The organism is Pseudomonas sp. RIT-PI-r (genome assembly GCF_001297015.1).
In the GTDB taxonomy this organism is placed as follows: Bacteria; Pseudomonadota; Gammaproteobacteria; order Pseudomonadales; family Pseudomonadaceae; genus Aquipseudomonas.
The window spans coordinates 163,761-188,018 of sequence record NZ_LIGE01000018.1; the positions used below are offsets into that span (position 1 = coordinate 163,761).

The 24,258-nt window shown below is 58.6% G+C and carries 22 protein-coding genes, 1 tRNA gene and 1 pseudogene; 12 read left to right on the forward strand and 12 right to left on the reverse strand.

What is annotated here, in order from left to right:
- Nucleotides 1–51 precede the first annotated feature (51 nt).
- The 5 genes from AK821_RS06570 (at nt 52) to AK821_RS06590 (ending at nt 3,982) form a co-directional block, all read left to right on the forward strand.
- On the forward strand, nt 52–744 hold the full coding sequence (locus tag AK821_RS06570; RefSeq protein WP_034153034.1) for an ABC transporter permease: 693 nt from the start codon (nt 52–54) through the stop codon (nt 742–744).
- Nucleotides 744–1,433 (forward strand): ABC transporter permease, encoded by a 690-nt coding sequence (locus tag AK821_RS06575; RefSeq protein WP_064388941.1) that lies wholly within the window; start codon nt 744–746, stop codon nt 1,431–1,433. The genes AK821_RS06570 and AK821_RS06575 overlap by 1 nt, the downstream gene beginning before the upstream one ends.
- Nucleotides 1,414–2,649 carry a methyltransferase gene (locus AK821_RS06580; protein ID WP_064388942.1) on the forward strand — a complete coding sequence of 412 codons (1,236 nt, stop codon included), beginning with the start codon at nt 1,414–1,416 and terminating at the stop codon, nt 2,647–2,649. Before AK821_RS06575 ends, AK821_RS06580 begins: the two co-directional genes overlap by 20 nt.
- Before the next feature lie 345 nt (nt 2,650–2,994).
- Entirely contained in the window at nt 2,995–3,831 is an 837-nt protein-coding gene (locus AK821_RS06585; RefSeq protein ID WP_064388943.1) for an FkbM family methyltransferase, read from the forward strand.
- 75 nt (nt 3,832–3,906) lie between these two features.
- A tRNA-Thr gene (locus tag AK821_RS06590) sits at nt 3,907–3,982 on the forward strand.
- Between the two features lie 324 nt (nt 3,983–4,306).
- Here AK821_RS06590 and AK821_RS31345 read toward each other — a convergent pair.
- Nucleotides 4,307–4,417 (reverse strand): annotated as a pseudogene (locus AK821_RS31345) (helix-turn-helix domain-containing protein); the annotation flags it as partial.
- A gap of 474 nt (nt 4,418–4,891) precedes the next feature.
- On the opposite strand from AK821_RS31345, the gene AK821_RS06600 reads away from it, so the two are divergent.
- Nucleotides 4,892–5,173: a DUF3077 domain-containing protein gene (locus AK821_RS06600; protein WP_064388945.1), complete on the forward strand. Its 282-nt coding sequence runs from the start codon at nt 4,892–4,894 to the stop codon at nt 5,171–5,173.
- A gap of 42 nt (nt 5,174–5,215) precedes the next feature.
- Here the strand turns inward: AK821_RS06600 and AK821_RS06605 are convergent, their stop codons facing one another.
- Nucleotides 5,216–5,881 (reverse strand): RES family NAD+ phosphorylase, encoded by a 666-nt coding sequence (locus AK821_RS06605; protein WP_082355418.1) that lies wholly within the window; start codon nt 5,879–5,881, stop codon nt 5,216–5,218.
- Between the two features lie 11 nt (nt 5,882–5,892).
- Entirely contained in the window at nt 5,893–6,300 is a 408-nt protein-coding gene (locus AK821_RS06610) for an MbcA/ParS/Xre antitoxin family protein (RefSeq protein ID WP_064388947.1), read from the reverse strand.
- Nucleotides 6,301–6,998: 698 nt separating this feature from the next.
- Between AK821_RS06610 and AK821_RS06625 the strand changes: the two genes are divergently transcribed.
- Nucleotides 6,999–7,925 carry a LysR family transcriptional regulator gene (locus AK821_RS06625; protein WP_064388950.1) on the forward strand — a complete coding sequence of 309 codons (927 nt, stop codon included), beginning with the start codon at nt 6,999–7,001 and terminating at the stop codon, nt 7,923–7,925.
- On the opposite strand, the gene AK821_RS29355 is transcribed toward AK821_RS06625, so the two are convergent.
- From AK821_RS29355 to AK821_RS06650, 6 genes are all read right to left on the reverse strand, one after another.
- A complete protein-coding gene (locus AK821_RS29355; RefSeq protein WP_007909127.1) occupies nt 7,842–8,159 on the reverse strand; it encodes an AzlD domain-containing protein in 318 nt (105 codons plus the stop codon). The two genes, AK821_RS06625 and AK821_RS29355, sit on opposite strands and share 84 nt — an antisense overlap.
- Nucleotides 8,138–8,854 carry an AzlC family ABC transporter permease gene (locus AK821_RS06630; RefSeq protein WP_064388951.1) on the reverse strand — a complete coding sequence of 239 codons (717 nt, stop codon included), beginning with the start codon at nt 8,852–8,854 and terminating at the stop codon, nt 8,138–8,140. Before AK821_RS06630 ends, AK821_RS29355 begins: the two co-directional genes overlap by 22 nt.
- Nucleotides 8,851–9,228, reverse strand: coding sequence for a GNAT family N-acetyltransferase (locus AK821_RS06635; RefSeq protein ID WP_064388952.1), 378 nt, complete (start codon nt 9,226–9,228; stop codon nt 8,851–8,853). The genes AK821_RS06630 and AK821_RS06635 overlap by 4 nt, the downstream gene beginning before the upstream one ends.
- Before the next feature lie 79 nt (nt 9,229–9,307).
- Entirely contained in the window at nt 9,308–10,054 is a 747-nt protein-coding gene (locus tag AK821_RS06640; RefSeq protein WP_064388953.1) for a 2OG-Fe dioxygenase family protein, read from the reverse strand.
- Between the two features lie 232 nt (nt 10,055–10,286).
- Nucleotides 10,287–11,573, reverse strand: coding sequence for an OprD family porin (locus tag AK821_RS06645; protein ID WP_064388954.1), 1,287 nt, complete (start codon nt 11,571–11,573; stop codon nt 10,287–10,289).
- Between the two features lie 297 nt (nt 11,574–11,870).
- Nucleotides 11,871–12,539, reverse strand: coding sequence for a DsbA family protein (locus tag AK821_RS06650; RefSeq protein ID WP_064388955.1), 669 nt, complete (start codon nt 12,537–12,539; stop codon nt 11,871–11,873).
- A 256-nt stretch (nt 12,540–12,795) separates the two neighbouring features.
- Here AK821_RS06650 and AK821_RS06655 point away from each other — a divergent pair, with 256 nt between their 5' ends.
- Complete coding sequence (locus AK821_RS06655; protein WP_064388956.1) at nt 12,796–14,889, forward strand: TonB-dependent receptor; 2,094 nt, start codon at nt 12,796–12,798, stop codon at nt 14,887–14,889.
- A gap of 186 nt (nt 14,890–15,075) precedes the next feature.
- Here the strand turns inward: AK821_RS06655 and AK821_RS06660 are convergent, their stop codons facing one another.
- The 3 genes from AK821_RS06660 to AK821_RS06670 all read right to left on the reverse strand — a co-directional run bounded on the left by AK821_RS06660 (nt 15,076) and on the right by AK821_RS06670 (nt 19,811).
- Nucleotides 15,076–15,288, reverse strand: coding sequence for a hypothetical protein (locus tag AK821_RS06660; RefSeq protein WP_064388957.1), 213 nt, complete (start codon nt 15,286–15,288; stop codon nt 15,076–15,078).
- A 246-nt stretch (nt 15,289–15,534) separates the two neighbouring features.
- Nucleotides 15,535–16,641: an agmatine deiminase gene (gene aguA / locus AK821_RS06665; protein WP_064388958.1), complete on the reverse strand. Its 1,107-nt coding sequence runs from the start codon at nt 16,639–16,641 to the stop codon at nt 15,535–15,537.
- A 257-nt stretch (nt 16,642–16,898) separates the two neighbouring features.
- Nucleotides 16,899–19,811, reverse strand: a complete 2,913-nt coding sequence (locus AK821_RS06670) for an aminotransferase (protein ID WP_064388959.1) — start codon at nt 19,809–19,811, stop codon at nt 16,899–16,901.
- A gap of 168 nt (nt 19,812–19,979) precedes the next feature.
- Between AK821_RS06670 and rfbC the strand changes: the two genes are divergently transcribed.
- The 4 genes from rfbC to AK821_RS06690 are packed head-to-tail and all read left to right on the forward strand — an operon-like array spanning nt 19,980 to nt 24,207.
- Nucleotides 19,980–20,525, forward strand: a complete 546-nt coding sequence (gene rfbC, locus AK821_RS06675) for a dTDP-4-dehydrorhamnose 3,5-epimerase (RefSeq protein WP_064388960.1) — start codon at nt 19,980–19,982, stop codon at nt 20,523–20,525.
- 39 nt (nt 20,526–20,564) lie between these two features.
- The gene (locus AK821_RS06680) at nt 20,565–22,373 is read left to right on the forward strand and encodes a sensor histidine kinase (protein ID WP_064388961.1); all 1,809 of its coding nucleotides are present in this window, start codon (nt 20,565–20,567) and stop codon (nt 22,371–22,373) included.
- Nucleotides 22,370–23,755: a sigma-54-dependent transcriptional regulator gene (locus AK821_RS06685; RefSeq protein ID WP_064388962.1), complete on the forward strand. Its 1,386-nt coding sequence runs from the start codon at nt 22,370–22,372 to the stop codon at nt 23,753–23,755. The genes AK821_RS06680 and AK821_RS06685 overlap by 4 nt, the downstream gene beginning before the upstream one ends.
- Entirely contained in the window at nt 23,752–24,207 is a 456-nt protein-coding gene (locus AK821_RS06690) for a thioesterase domain-containing protein (protein WP_064388963.1), read from the forward strand. Before AK821_RS06685 ends, AK821_RS06690 begins: the two co-directional genes overlap by 4 nt.
- The last annotated feature ends 51 nt before the right edge of the window (nt 24,208–24,258 follow it).

Sequence of the window (24,258 nt, forward strand, 5' to 3'; positions counted from 1 at the left end):
TGCAACGGCGCCGGCTCCCGACTTTGCCTGCCGCAATTTGAACAGAATTCCATGATTATCGACCTCTACGGATTCGGCCCGGCGCTCGCTGCCGGCGCGCTGATGACCGTCCAACTGGCCCTTACGGCCCTGTGCCTGGGACTGGTGCTCGGTCTGCTCGGCGCCTTGGCCAAGACTTCCCCGTACAAGCCGCTGCAATGGCTTGGCGGCACTTATTCGACCCTCGTACGTGGCGTTCCGGAATTGCTCTGGGTGCTGTTGATCTACTTCGGTACGGTCAACCTGATGCGCGCCCTCGGTGAGTACTTCGGCAACCCCGACCTGCAACTCAACGCCTTCGCCGCCGGTGTGATCGCCCTCGGCCTGTGTTTCGGCGCTTACGCCACGGAAGTATTTCGCGGCGCGATCCTCGCCATTCCCAAAGGCCACCGTGAGGCCGGCCAGGCCCTGGGCCTGTCGAAATGGCGGATCTTCACCCGGTTGATCATGCCGCAGATGTGGCGTATCGCCCTGCCAGGCTTGGGCAATCTGTTCATGATCCTGATGAAAGACACCGCGCTGGTCTCGGTGATTGGCCTGGAAGAAATCATGCGCCACGCACAGATCGGCGTGACCGTATCGAAACAACCGTTCACCTTCTATATGGTCGCCGCGATCATGTACCTGGGCCTGACCGTGCTGGCGATGACCGGCATGCACTTCCTGGAAAAACGCGCCGCTCGCGGCTTTGCGAGGAGCGCTTAATGAACTGGGAAGTCATCATCAAGTGGCTGCCGAAACTGGCGCAGGGCGCGACCCTGACCCTGGAACTGGTCGCCATCGCCGTGATTGCCGGTCTGCTGCTGGCGATTCCGCTGGGCATCGCCCGCTCCTCCAAGCTCTGGTACGTGCGTTCGCTGCCTTACGCCTACATCTTCTTTTTCCGTGGCACGCCGTTGCTGGTTCAGTTGTTCCTGGTTTACTACGGCCTCGCGCAATTCGACGCTGTGCGTCAAAGCGCATTGTGGCCGTACCTGCGCGATCCGTTCTGGTGCGCGACGGTGACCATGACCCTGCACACGGCGGCGTACATCGCCGAGATCCTGCGCGGCGCAATCCAGGCGATTCCGCCGGGGGAAATCGAAGCGGCGCGTGCGTTGGGCATGTCCAAGCCGAAAGCGATGTTCTACATCATCCTGCCGCGTGCCGCGCGCATCGGTCTGCCGGCCTACAGCAACGAAGTGATCCTGATGCTCAAGGCCAGTGCGCTGGCCAGCACCGTGACGTTGCTGGAACTGACCGGGATGGCCCGTACGATCATCGCCCGCACCTATCTGCCGGTGGAGATCTTCTTCGCGGCAGGTGTGTTCTATCTGCTGATGGCTTACGTGCTGGTCCGCGGCTTCAAGCTGCTGGAGCGCTGGCTGCGCGTCGATGCCTGTCAAGGGCGTTGATACTTCCTACGTGCTGACGGGCGAGGACTTACTCGCCCGCTTCACGGCGTTGGATGCTTTCTTGATTGAGCATCAGGCACTGTGGAAACCTCGACCGTTCACACATCTTTCGCTTGCCTGGGAAGCGTCCTACCCGGAGCTGGCCTTGTGGCTACGCGGGCGGTCGCTGGAAGACGCGGAAAACGCTCACAACCAACCTGCTGACCTTGCTGATGCGCCGGAGCCGTTTGCTTCATTGGCGGCGTTGTCGGCTGAGTTGAGCGCGGTGGGTGAGTTGCCGGGGCAGACGCTGGAAGCTGCGGGGCATCGGTTGAATGTCGATGTACCGGGGCGCAAGTGGCAGCAGATCGAGGCGTTTGCCAGTCGCTTGTCCTTTGCCTCGCAGCCGACGCATTGGCTGGATTGGTGTTCGGGCAAGGGGCATTTGGGGCGGCGCTTGTTGGGATCGGGGCAGCAACTGACTTGCGTTGAATACGATCCTCTGTTGGTCGCCAGCGGACAGGCGTTGAGTCAGCGTCATCACTTGCATGCTTTGCATGTGGAGCAGGACGTACTGGCGACGAACACCTCTGCGGTATTGAGCGCGAACCACACGCCCGTCGCCCTCCACGCGTGTGGCGATCTGCATGTGCGGTTAATGCAACTGGCCAGCGCCACAGGTTGCCAGCAAATGGCGGTCGCGCCTTGCTGCTACAACCGCATAAGTGGCAGCGAATATCAGGCCTTGTCCCACGCCGGACTGTTATCGCTCCTACAGCTCTCGCTGGAAGACCTGGCGCTGCCGATGAGCGAAACCGTTACCGCCGGTGCACGCGTCCGACGTCAGCGTGACACATCGATGGCCCGTCGCCTCGCCTTCGACCTGCTGCAACGACAAGTGCGCGGCGTCGATGAGTACTTGCCCTCACCTTCGTTGCCCAGCGCCTGGCTGGATAAACCGTTCGCCGATTACTGCCGCGATCTGGCCGACCTCAAAGAGTTATCCACAGTCGGCACACGGGATTGGGCGGCACTGGAAGCGGCGGGATGGCAACGATTGGCCGAAGTGCGCAACCTGGAACTGCTGCGCGGATTATTCCGACGACCATTGGAGCTTTGGCTGAACCTTGATCGGGCACTTTTCCTCGCCGAACAGGGATACGTCGTACGTCTCGGCACTTTTTGCGAATCAGCTCTGACGCCACGCAATTTCCTATTGTTGGCCGAACGCGAATAAACCACCGTCAGCCTGTGGATAACTCTGTTGATGGATTTTACTCGGATCCAATATCCACGCCTGTTTCGGCGCTGAAAAAGCACTGGTCATTTTTTGTTCACATAAAGAAAAAACCAATAAAACAGGGATTTGCGAACAAAATGAGAACGCGTCCACAAAAAGCGGCCTAAGCGCGAAGTCGGGCCACTCAGTTGTGCATAAGCCGCCAATCAAAACGACATAACCGCCGAAAATCAGCAGCACCCAGCGAATAATTGCAGCGGCTTGCCACCCTTGCTATACAGGGTCACAGCGTGCCGGCAGCGCACATTCAAACAAGAAAAATCTGACCGACAGGAAGCGACCGTGACGTTCATTTCTTACGCACAGAATTTTGAAGACGTCCGCCTGTGGCGCGCACTCAAACAGTTCGAGCACGGCTTCTACATCGATGTCGGCGCCAACGACCCGAGCCACGACTCGGTTACCAGAGCCTTCTACGATCACGGCTGGCACGGCGTAAACGTCGAACCGATGCAAAATTACTACGACGCACTGTGCCAAGCGCGACCACGCGACGCGACCGTACAGTGCGTCGCCAGCGACCAGCCCGGCGAAATGACCTTCTATGGCATTCCCGGCACCGGCCTCTCCACCGCCGACCCCGCCGTCGCCCAACAACGCAAAGACCTCGGCATGGACGTGCGCAGCCTCACCGTCAAAGCCCGCACGCTGACCTCGATCTGCGAACAATACGCCGCCGACCGCCCGATCCACTTCCTCAAAATCGACGTCGAAGGCCACGAAGAAACCGTCCTGCGCGGCATGGACCTCAGCCGCTTCCGCCCGTGGATCATCGTCATTGAAACCCCATGGCAACGCGACCATACCTGGGAACACCTGGTCACCGACGCCGGCTACCAGTCGATCCTGTTCGACGGCCTCAACACCTGGTTCCTCGCCGACGAACACCACAACCTCAAACCCGCGTTCGACATCCCGCCGTGCAACCTCGACAACTTCCAGCTCTGCAAGGGCCACGCCCTCGCCCACCCACTGAGCCCCAGCGAACTCGACACCGCGCAACAACTCGCCGACGCCCTGCACCGCGCCGAACAGGCCGAAGCGCAGTTGTTTGCCCTGCAAAACAGCCGCACTGTGAAGGCCGTGCAAACGCTGCGAAATGTGCTGCGCAGGGCCTGATTTGCAGACATGCAAAAATAGTCTGAATTCAGGGGTTTACAGAAATTATCCAGTCGCTATAATCGTCGCCCACACGCCGGTATAGCTCAGTTGGTAGAGCAACTGACTTGTAATCAGTAGGTCCCGGGTTCGACTCCTGGTGCCGGCACCATACAAAACGAAGCCCCTGCAGAAATGCAGGGGCTTTGTTGTTTCTGGGTGTTTATATTTTTAGCTGCATTTCAGCTTCAGTAGAAATAGCGCCCCTCCTCCCACTCGTCGATCTAATCGCCAGACGCCCTTCTCCCCCAAAGCACGGCTTTTGCCCAAAATGCCCGAATTTCCGCTTTTATGCCAAATTATGAACTGGCAATAATTATGGTGTGCCCATAAAAAAGCGTAATTGCATGAGCAGTGTTTCTCAGCTCACTGAACCGGCGGAGTCAATGGCAACCTGGTTTCCCAGTCCAAGAGTGCTTGATGCCTCGACGCTTTGTTCCTCCGCCGCAGAGAGCGGCATCTGCGTTACGCGCGCGGCCTCACCGGCCTTCATCTGACGTACAGACTCCAGTAAGTCCTGCTGGAATTGCTCCAGTTCATCGACCATCGCTGATGTCCTCGTTTTGTTGCTTGGAAAATGCCAAGGACAAGTCGTGACCGACAAAACGCATGGCGCGAAATCCTGAGAAATCTGCTGTAACGAGAAGCCAGGCAAAGCCATTACTGGCCACGATTGCGCGCCTGCTACTCCCCAAGCTACCGTCAAACCCGTCGCTGCCGATTCAGCGACCGGGCCTGATAACCCGGGTAAGATACAGGCGCACCAGCGCCCCAACTCACGTTTGCTGGCGCATTTTTTGCGTCTGCATTACTGTGCAATGGCGGCTGTGCGTGGGAGACCTTCGGGTCTGCCGGGTTCCTGTATCTCCGGTTTATCAGCCCGCGCATAGCTGCCACCCATTCGTCTGATAACGAATTGGCAGCTCTCATTTGATACAGGGAGTTAACAAATGAAAGCCATTGATCCGTCAGCAACATCGGTCACTTCACACCGCCCATCTCGAACGGCAGGTGAAGCGAAATGACCCATTCTCAAGATCTGAAAACCCTTGGCCTCACCCACTTTTCCTTCCACTCCAATCAAGCGATGTTCCGCACCAACCGTGGTGTGCCGGTAATCGCCGCCCTTTCCCACGCCTCACACTTGCTTCACATCTCTCGACTACTCACTGCGGACACTTCTGTCTCGCGCGATCCTGATCTTCACGCTTATGCCTCGCAGTATTTGCAGGAATTGAGCAAAGCGCTGATCGATGATGTAGTGAAAGTGATGGATGCGCCGCCGGACAAGCCGTTGATGTAAACGCCGGTGTCAGGCCCTCGCTGATGCGAGGTTTTTTGCGTTTCAGACCTGACTGATCTCAAGCACAAACGAAATTTTCTGCTGACTCGCACTCCACACATAGCGCAAATGCTTGCCCTGCTTCGGAATCGATACCGCTGGAGGTCGAAACGCGGCTACACATTCATGGCCCGGCAGGCGAACGCTGTTGTAGAGCAGTCCCCACGCCTCGGTTTCGCGCAGTTGCCGGGCGAATAGCTGAGACGGCCCGTAAGCCTCAGGATTCGGATTATGCAGTTCGGGGTGATCGTGGCGAATGTCGTGTAACGGTTTCATCACCCGATTAACGTAAGTCCGCATGGTCAATTCAAGGTCCGCTTCTTGGGTCGCCGCAAGAAAACGTTCCTGGTGATAACAGGTCTCGGCGATGGCAGCAGCCTGACTGCTCGCAGCGTAGTAAACGCCGAAGGTGCCGTCGCAGAAACGACTGCGTTTGCCGATGTGGGTGAACGCAGCCATCACCGGAGTCGAGCCGGGGCCAGAGAGTCGATCTTCGGGTCGCACTCGGGCGAGAATCCCGGCCTGTTCGATCAGCCGATCGTTGGTCAGCGCTTCCAGCGCGTAGGCAACTTCCAGGTCTTCGGGATCGAGCACGTCTTCGAACAGCGCAATCGGCGGGAAGCTGCTGTTGACGATCCGATAGGCTCGCGGCCAGGCCACAACAACCAAATCGAGCGCCTTCAACCGCGCACCCCATCGAGGTAGCGGCGTACATCGGCGATATCGACTACGCGTCCGGCGAGCATGTAATCCAGCGCCGTTCGCCCATTGAACGGCGGCGCCGTGTTTGGGCTGCTGACCCACGTGTAAGCACGCTCGCGGCTGTTGCTGAAGATGATGCTCAACGCCTTGTGAATGCCCATCAGGTAGGAGATGCGCTCAAGGGTGTCGTTAGGCAGACGTATGTTCGGCAGGTGTTTGTATTTATAGAACGTGGTGTTGCCAACGCCGCCGAGTAGTGTGCGTTGCTGCTCGGCGCTGCAGCCCCAGCGCTCCATGAGGTTAAAGAAGAACTTCAGCGCGACGCGACCGGCTTCGGGGGCGTCTAGTTGTTCGCGTGGGGTGAGGGCTGGGGATGAGGTAGTCATTGAGCCTCTCCAGATTTGTCTTGCTTTGATACTAGTACATATACGAATAAATCGATAAAAAAACTCCGTAAGCGTATTACTGGTTACCACATTACCCATTGATTGGGATTCGGATATGACCGGATTTGAGCATTTCGTCGACCGAATCGAACCGCTGCCGAATAGTTCGTGCTTCCAACATGGCTTGGGCAGTCTTGTCCGTAGGAATTCGTGCAATGGACGGCTGCTCTTGGATTTCAATAACGTCGTGAAGCCTGTTGCCAACTTGGCACTCCATATCGGCCGCTTCTTGTGATGCAATCACTTCGCTTACCTCACTCAGAACTGTAGCCACAGAGACTCGATGTCTCGACGCTGCCACTTCATCTGCTTTAACAAGTCGCCGCTATCAGCTCGGTCGCAAGTTCGCCTAGGACGCATCCACGTATTTCGCAGGCCAAAACCACTAACGTTGTCAGCCATTTCCCCGTGAAAAATCACCCCCACGCACCAAAACCACGCACTTTTTTTGACCTTCATCACCCCCACGTCACCAAAAACCCCGATCCTGTGTCAGCCTCCAGCCATCGGCGGGGACATCGATTCGCTACTAAACCCGCGACAACTATGCTCAGGTACAGGAATATACCCAGCATATGGCCGCCGGATCGGCAGTCTCGTAACCAACAATACCCAGCCCACTTTAGAGGGCATTACCCATGGATAGCAGAACCTTACGCAACCTCATGCGCATCGTGCAGACCGGCTCGTTGTCGGCCGCAGCCGAGCATTCGTGCCTGACTGTGCAGGCGTTGGCCGCGCAGTTGAACAAGGTCGAAGAGCAGTTCGGTTTCCGCTTGTTTCGTCGTTCCAACAAAGGGCTGACGCTGACGCCGCAAGGCTCTGAGTTGACGCCGTATATGGACAAAGTGCTGATTGCCACGCGACAGATGGAAGAAAAGGTCGAGGCGCTGAAAGTGCCGGGCCAGCGCACGTTGAAGGTTGCGTTGAACAACACGTTGTCGACTGACTTCAACCGGCGAATGATCGGACGCCTGATCGAGGTGTTTCCCGATTATCAGATGGAATTCAGCTACGCCGAGTCGATGGAAAATCTCAGCAAGCTGAAGAACGAAGACTTTGACCTCGCGGTGCTGATCGGTCCGCAGCGTCCGGGTTTGCCGAGCATTGTCTTGCCGGATGTGCAGGTGCAGGTGGTCGGTGCGCATTGCGGTCAGGAGAATGATCCGCTGACGTTGCTGGGCAACAAGTTTCAGGTGCGTCCTGCGGAAGATTGTCCGTATTCCCACAGCTTTTTGCGTTTTCTCGACGCCGGGCTGGGCAATCACGAGAACGGTCAGCGCATGGTCTATTCGTGCAGTGAAACGCTGACGTTGTCGTTGATCACGCAGATGGACGCGGTCGGCATGGTCTCGCGTGAGGCCGCGCAGAAGAACGGCCTGACGATTTTCCCTGGTTTCGAGGATTTCCTCGAAGTGCGCCTGGCGGTGAACAATCCGGAGCTGTCGAACCAGGCGTTGAATGATGTCGTCGATCTGCCACTACATGAACGAGCCGAGCGCAATGTACGCAGCCGTCCCAACCGCCACACTGAGAAAGAGGTTTTTGCTGAAATACGCACATAACAACGTCGGAATCGCAGCATAGAATTCCGGGCGATCGAGCTGTATGTGCTGATCCTTGATCAACAAGGGAGTCAGGCTGATCGCAGCGACGATCGCCACCGGCAAGTATTCCAGCGCCCGCGCGATAAACGGCGGCCAGTGCTCGGTATTGACTTGCAGGGGCAAGGCGCGCGGCAGGAAGGTCACGGCCATCATCAGCGCGACCACCAGAATCAGGAACGTTTGGTCAGGCATACACCCACTCCGCAGCCCACAAACGTGGCAATAAACACATTGAACGGCGAGCTACCGACCAGACTCAGCGCGCCCATGCACAGCACGGCAGCGGCGGCAGCGATGAGCTTGTTGCGGGTGTTGCACAGCGACACCAGCACGTAGAGCATCATTGCGGTGAGGGCGTAATCAAGCTGATATTTGATCAGGTGCGCGGCATATTGCGCGCAGACCGCGCCGAGCAAACCACCGAGCACCCATGAGGTGTGGCAGAACAGGTTGAAGCCGATCAGATAACGCACGTTGACCGGTGCGCCGGTGCCGAGTTTCACACTGTGGAAAGCGAAGGATTCATCGGTCAGGCCACCGGCGTAAGCCCAGCGCTCCATACGGCTCAGCCCCAATGTACGCAGGGCCTTGGCCATGTATACCGACATCAGCATGTGTCGCGCGTTGATCAGGAACGTGGTCAACACGATGGTGGTCAGCGACGCTCCACTTGAGATCAGCGCCAACGCGGCGAATTGCGATGCGCCGGCATACACGAACAAGCACATCGCCACCGGCAGCCACATCGGCAGACCCGCGTTGACGGCCATCAGCCCGAACACGAATGACACCGTGAAATATCCGGCGACCACCGGGCTGGCTTCGGCAAACGTGCGCGATGGCTGTTGGGCAGCCATCAACGGCGCACTGCCGGACGTTTCATTCATAGATCCCTCTCAAATGTCCGTTCGCCATGGGGCTCGCAAAAACCCTGGGCAGTCCAAAAACGCTTGCCCGCGAGGTTAGCATCATCGACGAACAGGAACATCCGCAACACGCCGACCCGTTTCATGTCGGACGATGCCGCTTCAACCAGACGTTGTCCGACGCCCTGGCTGCGATAGCGCGGGCTGACGGCCAGATGATTGATCGTGCCGCGACTGCCGAGCATGCCGCCCAGTACCGCACCGACGATTTCGCCAGCGATGTCGAAGGCGAGATACGACGTGGTGGTTTTCTGGATCAACACGCCGCGCAAGCACTTGGCGTCCTGCCATTCGCAGAAGGACACTTCGTCGAACTGGCGGAAGAAGCGCTCCATGCGCTGCGCGTCCTTGGCCGTGGCGCGTCGCAGCACCACCGGCGTCGAGCACTCGACGCCATCGATTGGGGTGATCTGATTAGCGAACAATGTCGAAAGCGGTCCCGGGCCGCGAGAAGGAAATCGCCAGAATCTGCCGGTACGCCATGGCATGGGTGTTCGTATTACGCGCCGGGGTCACGTAGTGGCGCATATCGCGATCAAGGAAGTAGGTGGTGTCGAGAATTTCCTGATAAGTGGTCGACGCCAGTTGATGCTCATGGATGTCGTACAGACGACTCTCCGCACCCTCGACATTGTTGCGGCCCCAGAAGTGCACACCGCTGAACGGGTAACCGTCACAGTGAATCCCTTCCGGGGTGATTTCCAGTTGCTTGCCCGGTTTGATCTCGATGCGGATCTGATGGATCTGGCATTGCCAGATTTCATCGTGCAGCTCTTCCGGCAGCACGCTTTTGTACACTTCGAAATCGGTGTCGATCAGGCTGCGCATCACCGGTGAAGTGATCACTTCATCGGAGAAGTCCTGGAAGTGTCGTACCAGACCGCCAACGTAGGCGTTGTTCTCTTTCGATTGCACGTACGCGCGATGCTCAAGTTGCGTCAGCTCGCGGGTTTTCGGGTTGTACTCAAAGTCGCTGTAACGACGGTAACGCATGCCGGCTTCGGCCTGACCGTAGTAACTGTCAGGCTCCATGTTTTCCCAACTTTTGGTCAGTCTGACGAAGTCGGCGAAATGACCGTAGAGATTGAAGTCACCACCCTGGACGTTGACAAATTTGTCGCGCCGTAGCGATTCGCCCACTTCTCTGTTCAAAACGATCATTACCAAATTCTCCGCTGCATTGAGCGGCCTAATCTATTAGGTGGAGAATTTGCGTCCATGAGAAAGAATTTCAGGCATTTAAAGCCCTGTTTGAAACGGCGTTTGCAGCCACCTTAAAACAACTTTCACATGACAAAAACACGGGTTTTTTCCGGTTTTCATCGAAAACCCGTCGAAAAAAAACCCCGAACCAGTCGGGGTTTTTCTCAAGTTTCTTACACTTGATCGATCATCAGAAGATGTTGATCGGGTAATCCACGAACACACGCAGTTCGTTACCGCTGACGTTGTACTCGCTGGATTTCTGCGAAACACGCAGGATCGAGCTGCGCAGTTTCACGCTCAGGTCTTTGGCCGGGCCAGACTGCACGACGTATTTGAACTGGTTGAAGATCTCGCGCTCGGTACCGCCTTCGCTGGTGGAGGTGGTGATATTGTCGCCACGCACGTAAGCGAAGTTGTAGCTCAGGCCCGGTACGCCGAATGCGCCGAAGTCCAGGCCGTAGCCCAGCTGCCAGCTGCGTTCGTCTTCAGCGTTGAAGTCGGACCAGTACGAGTTGGCCAGGTAGATGGTGTTGCCACCGTCGCCGACACGACCTTGTTCTTTCTGGTAACCGCCGTAGGCATAGCCCAGGTTGCTGTCACCGGTAGAGCGCTGGTGCGCCACGGTGAACGAGTGCGGGCCGGTGGCGAAAGTCGCTGCCAGGCTCCAGATCTTGTTGTCATCACCGGTAGCACCGCTTTCGCGGACATAGGAGTTGTCCAGCTTGGTGCGGTAGCCGTTGAAGTCCAGGGTCAGGGACTGATCCTTGTCGATCGGGAACACGTAGTTGGCGTTCACGTATTGCTTCTTCAACACGTCTTCAACGTCGGAAGCGTACAGCGCGCCTTTGAAGTGTTCGGTGAACTGGTAGCTACCGCCCAACACGTTGATCGACTTCAGACCACCGCTGTCACGGCCTTCAGCGCTCTTGCGCGACTCGGCGGTGAAACGACCGGCGTTCAGCTCCAGGCCTTTGATCTCTTTAGAAGTGATCAAGGTACCGGTGTAGCTTTCCGGCAGCAGTCGCGAATTGTCGTAGTTCAGCACCGGCAGCGCCGGCATCTGGTCACCGTAAGTCAGGGTGGTGCTGGACAGACGGAATTTGACCGCCGCGCCGCCCTTGGACAGGTCGTTAGCCGGCTTGCCGCTGTCACCACGCTTGAAGAAGTCGATACCGCCAGCACCGCTGCGATCTTCGCTACGCTCCAGGTTCAGTGCGTACAGACCGAAGGCGTCAACACCGACACCGATGGTGCCTTGAGTGAAACCGGACGAGAACGTACCGATGGCCGCTTGGCCCCATTCGGATTTGTCGGCGTTGCCGTCTTTGTAGTCACGATTGATGTAGGCATTGCGCAGCAGCACTTTGAGGCTGCTGTCTTCAACAAAACCCTTGGATTCGGCCTGGTCGTTAGCCATGGCCTGAGTGGCGCTCAACATCCCCAATGCGATCAGACTGATCCGCTTGTTCAACATTTTGTTTTCCTTATTACGGGTTGAAACGCGCTGTGTCGAACGGCTGAAACGGCGCTTTTGCACTCTTCTTTTCACCCCGAAACAAAAAGGCCCGCCCACGATAACGTGATGGCGGGCCTGCTCCTTAATTTTGAGTCATGGCGGTTGGCCACAGGCGTTGGCCCGAATCGTAGCCGCGCCCTCAACTATGTGTCAATTTCAAGAATCGTCTTTAAATAGGTAAAAAACGTCTAAGAAACGTAAATTTTTCGCTGAGTCCTTGCACGGAAATGCGCACTTCCAGTGAATTCGGTGGTGTTAAACGCATCCGTCCAAACGACACAGCACAGGCTTTTCGTGTGTCTCATCGACCTTGATCGACTGTTTCAACCAATCAGCGAAGACTTGCGGCTTGCCCAGCCATGGACTGATATCGAGTAACTTGAATTGACCGTTGTCCTCCAAGGCGAAGGTTGGAAAACCCTGACCGCCCAGTTGCGCCAGCAACTGGCGAGTGGCTTTTATGTGCGCCTGGCTATCAACAGCTTCAAACACGATGTGGAAGTTTTCCTGTGCATAACCCAGCTGCATGGCCAGTTCCAACAGTACAGTTGAATCGGCAATTCGCCGCCCTTCTACATAGTGCGCAGTCTGCAACCGCCCCAGCATCTGTAGCCCGCCTGCGTTAATTGACTCGGCCGCCATCACGGCGGCAATTGGCGGCGTCGAATCGAAAACCGCTGAGTGATCGCGCAGCAAGCCGTCGAAGTACGCCTCGCCGAAAGGCTGTCCGGTGTATTCGGCAATGCGCCGGTCGTGAGGCATGACGTAATTGCGCAATTGCGGCGAAACACTCTGACGATTGGCGCCGCTCATCATCCCGCCGCCGTGGGCGACTACCGGCAGCACCTGCTGCGCGGCGTGCATCAGCGGTTTTGCGCCATAGCACCAGCCGCACAACGGATCGTAAATGTAGTGAAGGATCATTGGAAAACTCCGGCAGGAACCTGGGAAAAAGCGATGCCGACAGACTAGTGCTCGCGGCGTTGCGGAAAAACGCTGATATGGCTTTCAGTCTGTTTCCTGAATCGGTCGAATGGTCCGAGCGGCCTGACTGTGTCCACTCAGACATAAGTTGAAACAATCCGACACAAGAACTTTTAGCGAATTATTAACGGAAGTAAATGCAAAGCATTACCATTCGCGCACTCGAATTCCTTCACCCTTTCGGATGCGCTTTTCAATGCCTGCCCCGTTCAGTCTTACGCCCGTCACTCTTGGGCTTTCTGCTTTTCTATCCAGCGGTTTTGCCTACTCCGCGACCGAACTTCCCGCCACTGCGATCAGCGCCGAAGCGCAAGCCGATGATCCACGCGTAAACGTCAGCAACACCGCGACCCGCACCTCGACCCCGGTGCGTTACGTGCCGCAAGCCATAGACTCGATCAAAACCTCGAACGTCGCCAGCTATGGCACCAACGATATCGGCGACGCTTTGAGCGGTATGCCCAACGTCAGCAGCAGCGCCGACACTCGCTTCGACAGCCTGCGCATCCGTGGCTTCGATGCGAGCAACGATTTCTATCTGGACGGTATCCGCGACGACAGCCAATACAAGCGCGACTTGCACAACATCGAACGCGTCGAAGTCCTCAAAGGCCCCGCAGCTGTCCTTTATGGCCGTGGCAGCCAGGGCGGGATCGTTAACCGCGTCAGCAAGATGCCGGAATTCGGCCGCCGCTCGACCATTGAGGCCCAAGGTGGCAGCGAAGATTTGCGCAGCCTTTACGCTGACCTAAGCACCGACCCGAGCGACAACCTCAGCCTGCGCCTGAACATGGGCAACATGGATGAAAACAGCTTTCGCGACGGCGTCAGTGGCAATCGCCAACTGTTCGCACCGTCGATGAGTTGGCAATTGACGCCGGATCTGAACTGGCTGGTGCAGTACGAATACAGCCGTTACAACCGCACCCCGGATCGCGGCATTCCCGGCGTCAACGGGCGTCCGGCGGATGTCGGTCGCGACACCACTTATGGCAACGACCACGACTTTATCGACGACAAGTCGCAGTCGCTGCGCTCGAAACTCACTTACGAAATCAACGACAACTGGCAACTGCGCCAGACCCTCGGTGTGTTCAAGCTCGACAGTGATTTCGATAACACTTACCTGACCGGTTTCGACAGCAGAACCAACAAGGTCGCACGTCAGCACTGGCAGCAGGATCTGACCACCCGCAACATTTACAACAACCTGGAACTGGAAGGCAGTTTCGATACGTTTGGTCTTGAGCATCGCCTGCTCACTGGCGTTGAAACCGGCAGCCAGCGTCGCGATCCGACCTTGTATAACGCCGCTACCGGCAGAACCCCTGGCGCACGTCCCGTGCCGTCGCTCGACCTCTACAGCCCCGACCGCAACCTGCGCCATACCGGCAGCATGCAAGTCTCCAGCAACAGCCACACGGAAGTCGAAAGCCGCGCGGTGTATGTGCAGGATCAACTGCGCCTGAACGATCAATGGCAATTGCTCGGCGGTCTGCGCTACGACACCTTCGATATCGAATCGACCAACAAGCTGCGCAACATCTCCGAAGACCGTGACAGCCATAGCACCAGCCCGCGTGTCGGTCTGGTCTGGACGCCACTGCACAATCACTCGTTCTACGCCTCGTGGTCGAAAACCTTCTCACCCGTCGGCGGCGGTCTGATCGGCATCACTCCGGGTGCGGCCGGCAACAGCAACGACCTGAGCCCCGAGTTGACCAAGCAGAAAGAAATCGGCGTGAAGAGCGACTGGCTGGATGATCGCTTGAGCACCACGCTGGCGATCTACGACCTGGAACTCTACAACCGCCGCACCACCGATCCTAATGACCCGACCCTGACCGTATTGTCGGGCCTGCAACGCTCTCGCGGGATCGAGTTGACCGCGACCGGCAACATCGTCGGCAACTGGTACATGCGCGGTGGCATCGGCGTACAGGATGCAACCATTGAGAAGGACAACAACGGCCTGGAAGGCAAACGCATCAACAACGTCGCCAAACGCAACGGCAGCCTGTTCCTGACCTGGAAACCGGAAATGGGCTGGTACGGCGAAACCGGTCTGACCCTGGTCGGTCAGCGTTATGCCGACAATGCCAACACCACCGTGTTGCCAGGTTATGGCCGCTGGGATGCGCTGGTGGGATACCGCATGAAGGATTGGGATTTGCGTGCAGCGTTGAACAACATCACCGATCGCGAGTACTTCGCGTCGGCGACCAGCCAATATCAGATCCAGCCAGGCGCGCCGCGCAGCGTTGTGATGACCGGCACCTACAGTTTCTGATTTCACACAAATCCTGCGGGAGCGAGCCTGCTCGCGAAAGCGTCGGGTCAGTCGACATCGTTGTTAACTGATCCACCGCATTCGCGAGCAGGCTCGCTCCCACATTGAATGGGTGTTCACAAAACAGTCGTGCATAAAAAAGCGCCGCCATCCCGGCAGCGCTTTCATCAATCCCTGTTGTTGTTCTTATCCTTCCATCACAGCCCATAACGCTTCCAGTTCGGCCTCGCTGAACAGGTCAGCGGGGTAACGCTCGATCATCATCCGGCGCGGATCAGGTTCCCTGATCTGACGCGTTCCATTGGACTTCAACCAGTGCGCGACAATCTGGAGCGATTCGCCGTTAACGGCCATGGGATGCAACGTCCGCTCGCTGACTACGTTCACTTCGGCGTTCATTTCAGCGCTCTCTCCCCGTTCGTGAGCGGCTACGTTATCCAAGGTTTATGACAGAACTGTTGAAGTTCTCCTCCCTCCCTAGTGCACAGGTGATGAATACAAGAGCTATGCCAATATTTCTTAGTTGTCGACAAGCGGATACAAAGAAGCCCGCCGTCCTGTCGGACTGCGGGCCTCAGCTGATGCATAGCGAGCTAATCATTGCCTGGCTGATTTGTTAATCAACTCAAGCTGTTACAACTCAACTCACTCTTTGTGCGGCGCGGGTTGCTGCTGGGTAAGGCAGTGGATATTGCCGCCACCCAGTAACAGTTCGCGGCCCGGCACCATCACCACTTCGTGCTGTGGGAACAGTTGCTGCAGAATTTCCTTGGCCGGGGCGTCCATCGGATCGTCGAAGCTTGGCGCGATGATGCCGCCGTTGACGATCAGAAAGTTCACGTAGGAGCCGGCCAGACGCACGGACGGATTACGCTCCTGCGTGCCGTCGACCGGATCGACGCCGGCGCACTCTTCTTCGGTCGCGTACAGCGGCCCCGGAATCGGCATCTTGTGCACCGTGAACGGGCGCCCCTTGGCATCGGTGCTGCTTTGCAGCACGCTCATCGCGGCCTGGCAGCGTGGGTAGTTCGGATCCTGCGGGTCGTCGGTCCACGCCAGCAGCACTTCGCCCGGGCGTACGTAGCAGCAGAAGTTATCCACATGACCGTCGGTTTCGTCGTTGAATAAACCATCGGGCAGCCAGATGATTTTATCCACAGCCAGATTGGCGCTCAGTACCGCTTCGATTTCTTCGCGGCCCAGATGCGGGTTGCGATTGCGGTTGAGCAGGCATTCCTCGGTGGTGATCAGCGTGCCTTCGCCATCGACATGAATCGAACCGCCCTCAAGCACAAAACCTTCAGTGCGGTAACGCGGGCTGCGCTCGATCTCGAGGATCTTGCCGCCAACCTGCGAATCACGGTTCCACGGCGAATACAGACCGCCGTCAAAACCGCCCCAGGCATTGAAGTCCCAGTTCACACCGCGCACTTCACCGTTATTGTTGATGACGAAAGTCGGGCCGCTGTCGCGTACCCAGGCGTCATCACTGGACATCTCGACCACGCGAATATTCGGCACGTCGAGGCGCGCGCGGGCGTTTTCGTATTGGCCGGCGGACACGGCCACGGTCACCGGTTCAAAACGCGCGATGGCTTTGGCCACGGCTGCGTGTGCGGCTTGCGCCGGTTTGCCGCCCAGACGCCAGTTGTCCGGGCGTTCAGGCCAGATCATCCAGGTTTGAGTCTGCGGCGCCCACTCGGCCGGCATGTAGAAACCGTCATCGCGTGGGGTACTTTTCAAAGTGGTCATGGGATCTGGACTCCTGGGAACCGTCGAAGGCTTTCAAAGCGATGGCGACTTTATAACCGATAAATATCGTATTTAAAATCGTAAAAAATGTATTCCGTCTAAAAACACTTAATTTAACCCGATACAAATCGAACTATGCGCACAAATCCAAATGTGGGAGCGAGCCTGCTCGCGAAGCGGTTTTTCATTCAACAGCAGTGCTGACTGAACCGACGCTTTCGCGAGCAGGCTCGCTCCTACATGGGAGATGCGGATGACTAGAGACCCTCTTCCAGCACTCGATCGAGCATATCGACAAAGAAATCGACACTGCGCCGCGACGTCACCATCGGTGGCTTGATCTTCAGTATGTTCAGGTCATCGCCGGTCGGCTGCATGAAGATTCCCAGTTCACGCAGGCGATCACACAGCAGCGCGGTTTCCTCGCTCGCCGGTTCGAGTGTCTCGCGGTTGCGGATCAATTCCAGTCCCAGATAGAAGCCGGAACCATGCACCGCGCCCACCAGCGGATGTTTATCGATCAACGCTTCGAGCCGCGCCTTGAAATGGCCGCCGACCACTTGCGCGTTCTCCCAGAGTTTTTCTTCCGCCATGACGTCGAGCACCGCCATGCCGATCTGGCAGCTCACCGGACTGCCGCCCGCCGAGGAGAAGAAGTAACCTTCAGCCTCCAGCGCTTCGGCGATTTCCCGACGCGTGATCACCGCGCCAAGCGGTTGGCCGTTGCCCATGCCTTTGGCCATGGTGATGATGTCCGGCACCACGCCCTGGTCCTCGAATCCCCAGAAAAATCTGCCCATGCGCCCGTAGCCAACCTGCACTTCATCGGCAATGCACACGCCGCCCTGTGCACGCACCAGCGCGTAGACCTGTTTCAGATAATTCGGTGGCAGGGAAATACCACCGGCATTGCCGTACACCGGTTCACAGATGAAGCCCGCCAGTTGGCGTTGCTGTTCGGCGATTTTTTGCAATTGATGTTCAACACTGCGCACGTAGCCAGGTGCGGAATCGAGGCCACGGAATTGCCCGCGATAAATATTCGGCGCGGTCACTGGATGCACCCAGTCCGGGCGGCTTTCCAGCGCCTTCGGGTTATCGGCAATCGAGGTCGAGACGGCATCGGCGCCGATCGTCCAGCCGTGATAGGCCTCAAGCACGCTGACCATGTCGCGACCACCGCTATAAGCCCAGGCCAAGCGGATCGCCAAGTCATTGGCCTCGCTGCCACTGTTGACCAGGAACACCCGATCCATGCCCTCCGGCGCCAGTTTCAGCAAGCGCTCGGAGAACTCGGCGACTGCGGCATAGTTGAACCGCGAGTTGGTGTTGAGCAACGACCATTGGCGGGCGGCGACGGCGGCCATGCGCGGGTGACCGTGACCGAGCACCGCGACGTTGTTGAGCATGTCGAGGTAGGAACGGCCCTGCATGTCGATCAGGTGATTGCGCCAGCCACGTTCGATGCGCGGCGGATCGACGTAATAATGTTTTTGCGTGCGGGCGAAGCTGGCGTCGCGACGTTCCAGCAGGGCCTTCGCATCCAGTTCCGGTTCAGCATCACAGGCCAGCCCCAGCAGAGCTGCCGGAGAAGGACACAAGGCCTGCCACGCAGGCGCCCGGGACGGCGTGCAGAACAGCGGCGCATGCAGTTGCGCGCCTCGGCTCAATTGCACGATCAGTGGTCCGCTGACTGCGCCCAGCACCTGACCTTTGACCAGCGCTGCGCCACTGTGCAGCGAAGGCGTCACGCCGCGCAGACAAACGCTCAGCTCAGGCCCATCCAGTTGCAACGCGCCGTCCGCCGCCAGATGCAGCACACCGGCAAACGGCGCCTCCACGGCGGTGCCGCCAGGCACGCGCAATTCGACATGCAGTGGAAAAGTCTCCGGCTCATCGGCGCAGTCGGGCCGGGTACGTGACAACCGATACTGACCATAGCGACTGGCCGCCAAACCATGTGCCGCTGCGGCTTCCGTCAACAGACGCTGATCAATGCCCTCCTGCTCCCAGTTGCCAGCCTCGAAATGCGGACTCAGTACGCCGAGATCGATCAGCGCGAACTCACGTCCGACCAGACTCGGTAACAGCGGCGCAAAACCTTCGCCGTTGATCGCAGGCAAGGTCTGACCGACAGCAGTGAGAATTGCCGCTTCCATCAGCGCCATGGGCACCGACGCAGCGACGCGGAATATTTCCCACTCGTGGCCGAGGTTGTCGCGGCTGTACGTATTGTTCGGATCAATGCCGACCTGCTGCTCGCCACTGAGCACCAATACCGCGGCCCGTGCGACGATCAATGGCCATAGAGCCTGCAATTCTTCGTGTTGCAGAGGGTTGACCGCGTGATAAGCCTGCACCGCCGGCAGGATGACAAATGGATCGCCACCGGCATGATGCAGCAACGCCGCGCAGGTGACCGACAGATCGCTGATACGCCAGGTGCGCACCAGATCGCCGAAATCGATCACACCCTGCAGTTGCCAATGGCGTTGGGCATCACGTGCCCAAACGGCGTTGTCGTCGGTAATGTCCATGTGGATCGCCTGTACCGGCAGCTTGTCCAGCAATGGCCGCAAGCGACGCTCGGCCTGTTCGGCGCTATCGGCGATCAACGAGCGTTGCCGTTCGTCCTTGATCACCGGCAACAAATGGCTGATCAACGCACTGGCATGACGAGCATCCCACTGCAACGTGCGCTCAAGACCCGGATGATCGAAACCGGCCAGTGCCAGATCCATCTCGCCGCAAAGACGACCAAACCCGGCCACCACGTCCTGGCCCAGATGATCGAGATCGGTCAGCGGCTGGCCTTCGATGTAATCGAGCAGGCGCACGTGGACTGTTTCACCGCCCGCTTCCAGCGACAGCAGGTCCTGACCATTGTTGGCCGCAATCACCCCAGGCACGGGCACATCGGAGTGCTCAGCCAGATATCGGAGCCCGGCGTGCTGCGCTTGCAGTTCCACCAGGGCGTAATCGCCGCGGCAGATCTTCAGCACAAAGCGCCCGCGGGCAGTGTCGACGCGGTAATTGAGGTCCTGCTGGCTGCCAAGCGCCTGCAACGTGCCGCTGAGCCCGTAATGTTCTGCCAGCCATTGCAGCGCCTGCCCTGGGGAGACCTGCGGGCTGGGCAAACTGGCGCGATGAATCAACGTGGCGAGCGGCATGAAACGACCCCTGAAATTTTATTAGGCGCCTATATCGCCATTGCTTCAAAGGATGCGCAACCCCTAACCGTCTTCGCACGGGTTGCCGCTATTTACATTCGAACACTCGCGCCCTCCGGCACTTTGCGCAAGAATGTCGGCTATTCACACTTATCTCTGGAAATCCTCATGAATGTAATCACCACCGATCTGCCCGGTGTTCTGATCATTGAACCCAAGGTTTTTGGTGACGAGCGCGGTTTCTTCTACGAGAGTTTCAATGCCAAGGCGTTCCAGGACGCGACCGGCCTGGATACGCAGTTCGTGCAGGACAACCATTCGCGCTCGCAAAAAGGCGTATTGCGTGGCCTGCATTACCAACTCGAAAACACTCAGGGCAAACTGGTCCGCGTGACTGCCGGCGAAGTGCTCGATGTGGCCGTGGACATTCGTCGCAGCTCGCCGCATTTCGGCAAATGGGTGGCGGTGCGCCTGTCGGCGCAAAACCACCGTCAACTGTGGGTACCGGAAGGTTTCGCCCACGGTTTCGTGGTACTGAGCGAATTCGCTGAATTCCTCTACAAGACCACTGATTACTACACGCCGTCGGCCGAGCGCGCCATTCGCTGGGACGATCCGGATCTGGGTATCGACTGGCAACTGGACGACGCACCGAAGCTGTCCGCCAAAGATCAGGCTGCTGCGCTGTTCAAGGACGCTGACGTCTTCGCCTGAGCCTAGGCATAATGCGCCTGTCCCTACAGGCGCATGCTTATGAAACCATCCCTTCCTCGCAGGCCTCGCTGGCGCAGTCTCGCCCTGCTGGCCCTGTGTCTGGCGCCGCTGCTATGGCCGCTGGAACATCTGGCCGAGCGCTATTACCGCAGCGAACTGGCCGGGCAGAATCGCCAGACCCTCGACCTCTACGTTGCCAACCTGCTGGGCACCCTGCACCGCTACGAGGTGCTGCCACAGATCCTTGGCGACCTGCCGGCCCTGCGTGCAGTACTCGGCGCGCCAGACGACGGCGTCACCCAAGGCAACGCCAATCGCCTGCTGAAGAACATCGCCGCGCAGACCGGCGCCGAAGTCATGTACCTGATGGACACCAGCGGGCAAACGCTGGCCGCATCGAACTGGGACAAACACGACAGTTTCGTCGGCCGTAACTTCTCTTTCCGTCCGTACTTCAGTGAGGCCATGGCCGGACGCCTCGGGCGCTTTTTCGGGCTCGGCACCACATCGGCCAAACGCGGTTACTTCTTCGCCGCCGCCGTGCGCAATGGCGAAAAGATCATTGGCGTGCTGGTGATCAAGGTCGACCTCGACCACACCGAAAGCCTGTGGGGTAAAACGCCGGAACAACTGCTGGTGACCGACCACAACGGTGTGGTCATTCTCACCTCGCGCCCGGAATGGCGCTTTCGCTCGACCCGTGTGTTAAGCGCTAGCGAACGCTCGGCCATCACCGCGATCCAGCCTTATCCAACCCGCGAACCACGGCCACTGAAACTCAGCCCCACTGCGTGGCTGATCCAGACCCACGACATCGCCGAGACCGGCTGGAGCGTCAGCATCCTCGCCCCGCGCACTCTGATCGATCGCCCGGTGCGCACGGTGGTCGCCATTGGCGGCGCGGCGTTGCTGGTGGTGATGCTGTTACTCGGCCTGATGATGCAGCGCCGTCGCCATTATCTGGAACGCATCGCGTTTGAAGCCAAAGCGCGCCGCGAACTGGAAGGCCGGGTTGCCGAACGCACCAGCGATCTTGAAGGCCTCAACCGCCGCCTGAAACAGGAAGTGCTGGAGCGCGAGCAGGCTCAGCAAGAACTCGTCCGCGCTCAGGATGATCTGGTTCAGGCCGGCAAACTGTCGGCTCTGGGGACCATGTCCGCGAGCATCAGCCACGAACTCAATCAGCCGCTGGCCGCGATCCGCAGTTACGCCGAGAACGCCGAAGTATTGCTCGATCATCAGCGCACCGACGATGCGCGCGGCAATCTCAAGTTGATCAGCGAACTCACCGGGCGCATGGCCTCGATCATCGCGCACCTGCGTGCCTTCGCCCGCCGCGATCGCCACGCCCCGGAAAGCGTCGCCTTGCAACCGGCACTGGACGATGCCCTGGCGCTGCTGGCCAAACGTCGGCGCAGCATGGAAGTCGAGCTGATTCGCGACCTGCCTGCCGCCACGCTGTGGGTCGAAGCTGGCGAAACCCGCCTGCGTCAGGTGCTCGGCAATCTGCTGGCCAATGCCCTCGACGCGCTCACCGAGAAAGGCCCGCCGCGCAAACTCTGGCTGAGTGCCGAATCCACCGCCGAGGGCGTCTATCTGTACATTCGCGACAACGGCCCGGGGTTCTGCATGGAAGCCCTCGGCCGCGCCAGCGAGCCCTTTTACACCACCAAGACGCGCACGCAAGGCCTTGGTCTGGGGCTGGCCATTTGTGAAACCCTGATGCGCGCCTTCGGGGGAGAACTGTCGTTCGCCAACCACAAGCAAGGCGGCGCCCTGATTACCCTGCGGCTGCGCGCCGGTGCTCCCGGGGTCAGTTTGCAACCGTCCGAGGATCGAAGTGCATGACCATCGACAATCGCATTCAGGTGGTGTTGATCGACGACGATCCGCATCTGCGTCAGGCCCTCGGCCAGACACTGGATCTGGCCGGCCTGAAAATATTGCCGCTCTCCGAGGCCAAGGGTCTGGCCGCACAACTTGAGCGTGACTGGCCAGGTGTAGTGGTCAGCGACATCCGCATGCCGGGCATGGATGGCCTGGAGTTGCTGAGTGAGTTGCATGCCCAGGATCCCGAGTTACCGGTGCTGCTGATCACCGGCCACGGCGACGTGCCGCTGGCGGTGCAGGCCATGCGTGCCGGCGCTTATGACTTTCTCGAAAAACCCTTCGCCAGCGATGCACTGCTCGACAGCGTGCGTCGTGCGCTGGCCCTGCGTCGGTTGGTTTTGGATAACCGCAGCCTGCGTCTGGCCTTGAGTGACCGCAATGAACTGAGCGCGCGGCTGGTCGGCCATTCGACACCGATGCTGCGCCTGCGCGAACAGATCGGCGCGCTGGCCGCAACCAAGGCCGATGTGCTGATCCTGGGTGAGACCGGCGCAGGCAAAGAAGTGGTCGCCCGCGCGTTGCACGACTTATCCAGTCGCCGTAACGGTCCGTTTGTGGCGATCAACGCCGGTGCACTGGCCGAGTCAGTGGTGGAAAGCGAGCTGTTCGGCCATGAGCCCGGTGCGTTCACCGGCGCGCAGAAACGCCGGATCGGCAAATTCGAATTTGCCAATGGCGGCACATTGTTTCTCGATGAAATCGAAAGCATGAGCATGGACGTGCAGGTGAAATTGCTGCGCATGCTGCAGGAGCGCGTGGTCGAACGGCTGGGCGGCAATCAACTGATCCCGCTGGACATTCGTGTCATCGCCGCGACCAAGGAAGACCTGCGCCAGGCCGCCGATCAGGGGCGTTTCCGCGCCGACTTGTATTACCGTCTCAACGTCGCGCCACTGCGCATTCCGCCGCTGCGTGAACGCGGCGAAGATGCGCTGATGCTATTCCAGCATTACGCCGACGAAGCCAGTGCCCGCCACGGTTTGCCGCCCCACGAGCTGCAACCGGCACAACGCGCACTGCTGTTGCGCCACGCCTGGCCAGGCAATGTGCGCGAATTGCAAAACGCCGCCGAGCGCTTCGCTCTTGGCCTGGAATTGGCGCTGGATAACAGTGGCGTCGAAGGCAGCGGCGGCAGCTCCGTCGAGGTCATCAACGGCGGGCTCAGCGAGCAAGTCGAACATTTCGAAAAATCGCTGATCGCCGCAGAGCTGGCGCGCTCGCACAGCTCGGTGCGCAGCCTCGCCGAAGCCCTGGGCATCCCGCGCAAGACCCTGCACGACAAACTGCGCAAGCATGGCTTGAACTTCGGCGACAACAGCCATGGCGAGGAAAACGAATGAGCACTGACAGTCGCTATCTGGAGTCCGTCCTGCATCACGATATCCCCCTGACCCGAGACATGGGCCTCAAGGTGCTCGACTGGCGTGAGCAACAGCTTAGCCTGCACTTGCCGCTGGATCGCAACGTCAATCACAAGAGCACCATGTTCGGCGGCAGTCTTTACTGCGGCGCGGTGCTCGCTGGTTGGGGCTGGCTGCATTTGCGCCTGAAGGAAGAAGGGATCGAGGACGGGCACATCGTGATTCAGGAGGGCCAGATCAGTTACCCGCTGCCAGTTACTGGCGATGCCACAGCGATTTGCCCGGTGCCTGATGCGAAGGTCTGGAAGAAATTTCTGGCGATGTATCAGCGTTATGGACGGGCGCGATTGACGCTACACACGCACATCGTCAATCAGGGCAGCGAAGAAGACGCCGTGACATTTACCGGGCAATACGTTTTGCACCGTTGAAGATCAACAGCCCCCTCACCCTAGCCCTCTCCCCGAGGGAGAGGGAACGGA

Bases quoted from the DNA above. Each gene is read 5' to 3' on its own strand.
- AK821_RS06690 (WP_064388963.1), top strand. From the start codon at position 23,752: ATGAGCACTGACAGTCGCTATCTGGAGTCCGTCCTGCATCACGATATC.
- AK821_RS06685 (WP_064388962.1), top strand. From the start codon at position 22,370: ATGACCATCGACAATCGCATTCAGGTGGTGTTGATCGACGACGATCCG.
- AK821_RS06600 (WP_064388945.1), top strand. From the start codon at position 4,892: ATGACCCATTCTCAAGATCTGAAAACCCTTGGCCTCACCCACTTTTCC.
- rfbC (WP_064388960.1), top strand. From the start codon at position 19,980: ATGAATGTAATCACCACCGATCTGCCCGGTGTTCTGATCATTGAACCC.
- AK821_RS06575 (WP_064388941.1), top strand. From the start codon at position 744: ATGAACTGGGAAGTCATCATCAAGTGGCTGCCGAAACTGGCGCAGGGC.
- AK821_RS06580 (WP_064388942.1), top strand. From the start codon at position 1,414: ATGCCTGTCAAGGGCGTTGATACTTCCTACGTGCTGACGGGCGAGGAC.
- AK821_RS06635 (WP_064388952.1), bottom strand. From the start codon at position 9,228: ATGGAGCGCTTCTTCCGCCAGTTCGACGAAGTGTCCTTCTGCGAATGG.
- AK821_RS06640 (WP_064388953.1), bottom strand. From the start codon at position 10,054: ATGATCGTTTTGAACAGAGAAGTGGGCGAATCGCTACGGCGCGACAAA.
- aguA (WP_064388958.1), bottom strand. From the start codon at position 16,641: ATGACCACTTTGAAAAGTACCCCACGCGATGACGGTTTCTACATGCCG.
- AK821_RS06610 (WP_064388947.1), bottom strand. From the start codon at position 6,300: ATGACTACCTCATCCCCAGCCCTCACCCCACGCGAACAACTAGACGCC.
- AK821_RS06630 (WP_064388951.1), bottom strand. From the start codon at position 8,854: ATGAATGAAACGTCCGGCAGTGCGCCGTTGATGGCTGCCCAACAGCCA.
- AK821_RS29355 (WP_007909127.1), bottom strand. From the start codon at position 8,159: ATGCCTGACCAAACGTTCCTGATTCTGGTGGTCGCGCTGATGATGGCC.
- AK821_RS06625 (WP_064388950.1), top strand. From the start codon at position 6,999: ATGGATAGCAGAACCTTACGCAACCTCATGCGCATCGTGCAGACCGGC.
- AK821_RS06570 (WP_034153034.1), top strand. From the start codon at position 52: ATGATTATCGACCTCTACGGATTCGGCCCGGCGCTCGCTGCCGGCGCG.
- AK821_RS06680 (WP_064388961.1), top strand. From the start codon at position 20,565: ATGAAACCATCCCTTCCTCGCAGGCCTCGCTGGCGCAGTCTCGCCCTG.
- AK821_RS06655 (WP_064388956.1), top strand. From the start codon at position 12,796: ATGCCTGCCCCGTTCAGTCTTACGCCCGTCACTCTTGGGCTTTCTGCT.
- AK821_RS06670 (WP_064388959.1), bottom strand. From the start codon at position 19,811: ATGCCGCTCGCCACGTTGATTCATCGCGCCAGTTTGCCCAGCCCGCAG.
- AK821_RS06650 (WP_064388955.1), bottom strand. From the start codon at position 12,539: ATGATCCTTCACTACATTTACGATCCGTTGTGCGGCTGGTGCTATGGC.
- AK821_RS06660 (WP_064388957.1), bottom strand. From the start codon at position 15,288: ATGAACGCCGAAGTGAACGTAGTCAGCGAGCGGACGTTGCATCCCATG.
- AK821_RS06645 (WP_064388954.1), bottom strand. From the start codon at position 11,573: ATGTTGAACAAGCGGATCAGTCTGATCGCATTGGGGATGTTGAGCGCC.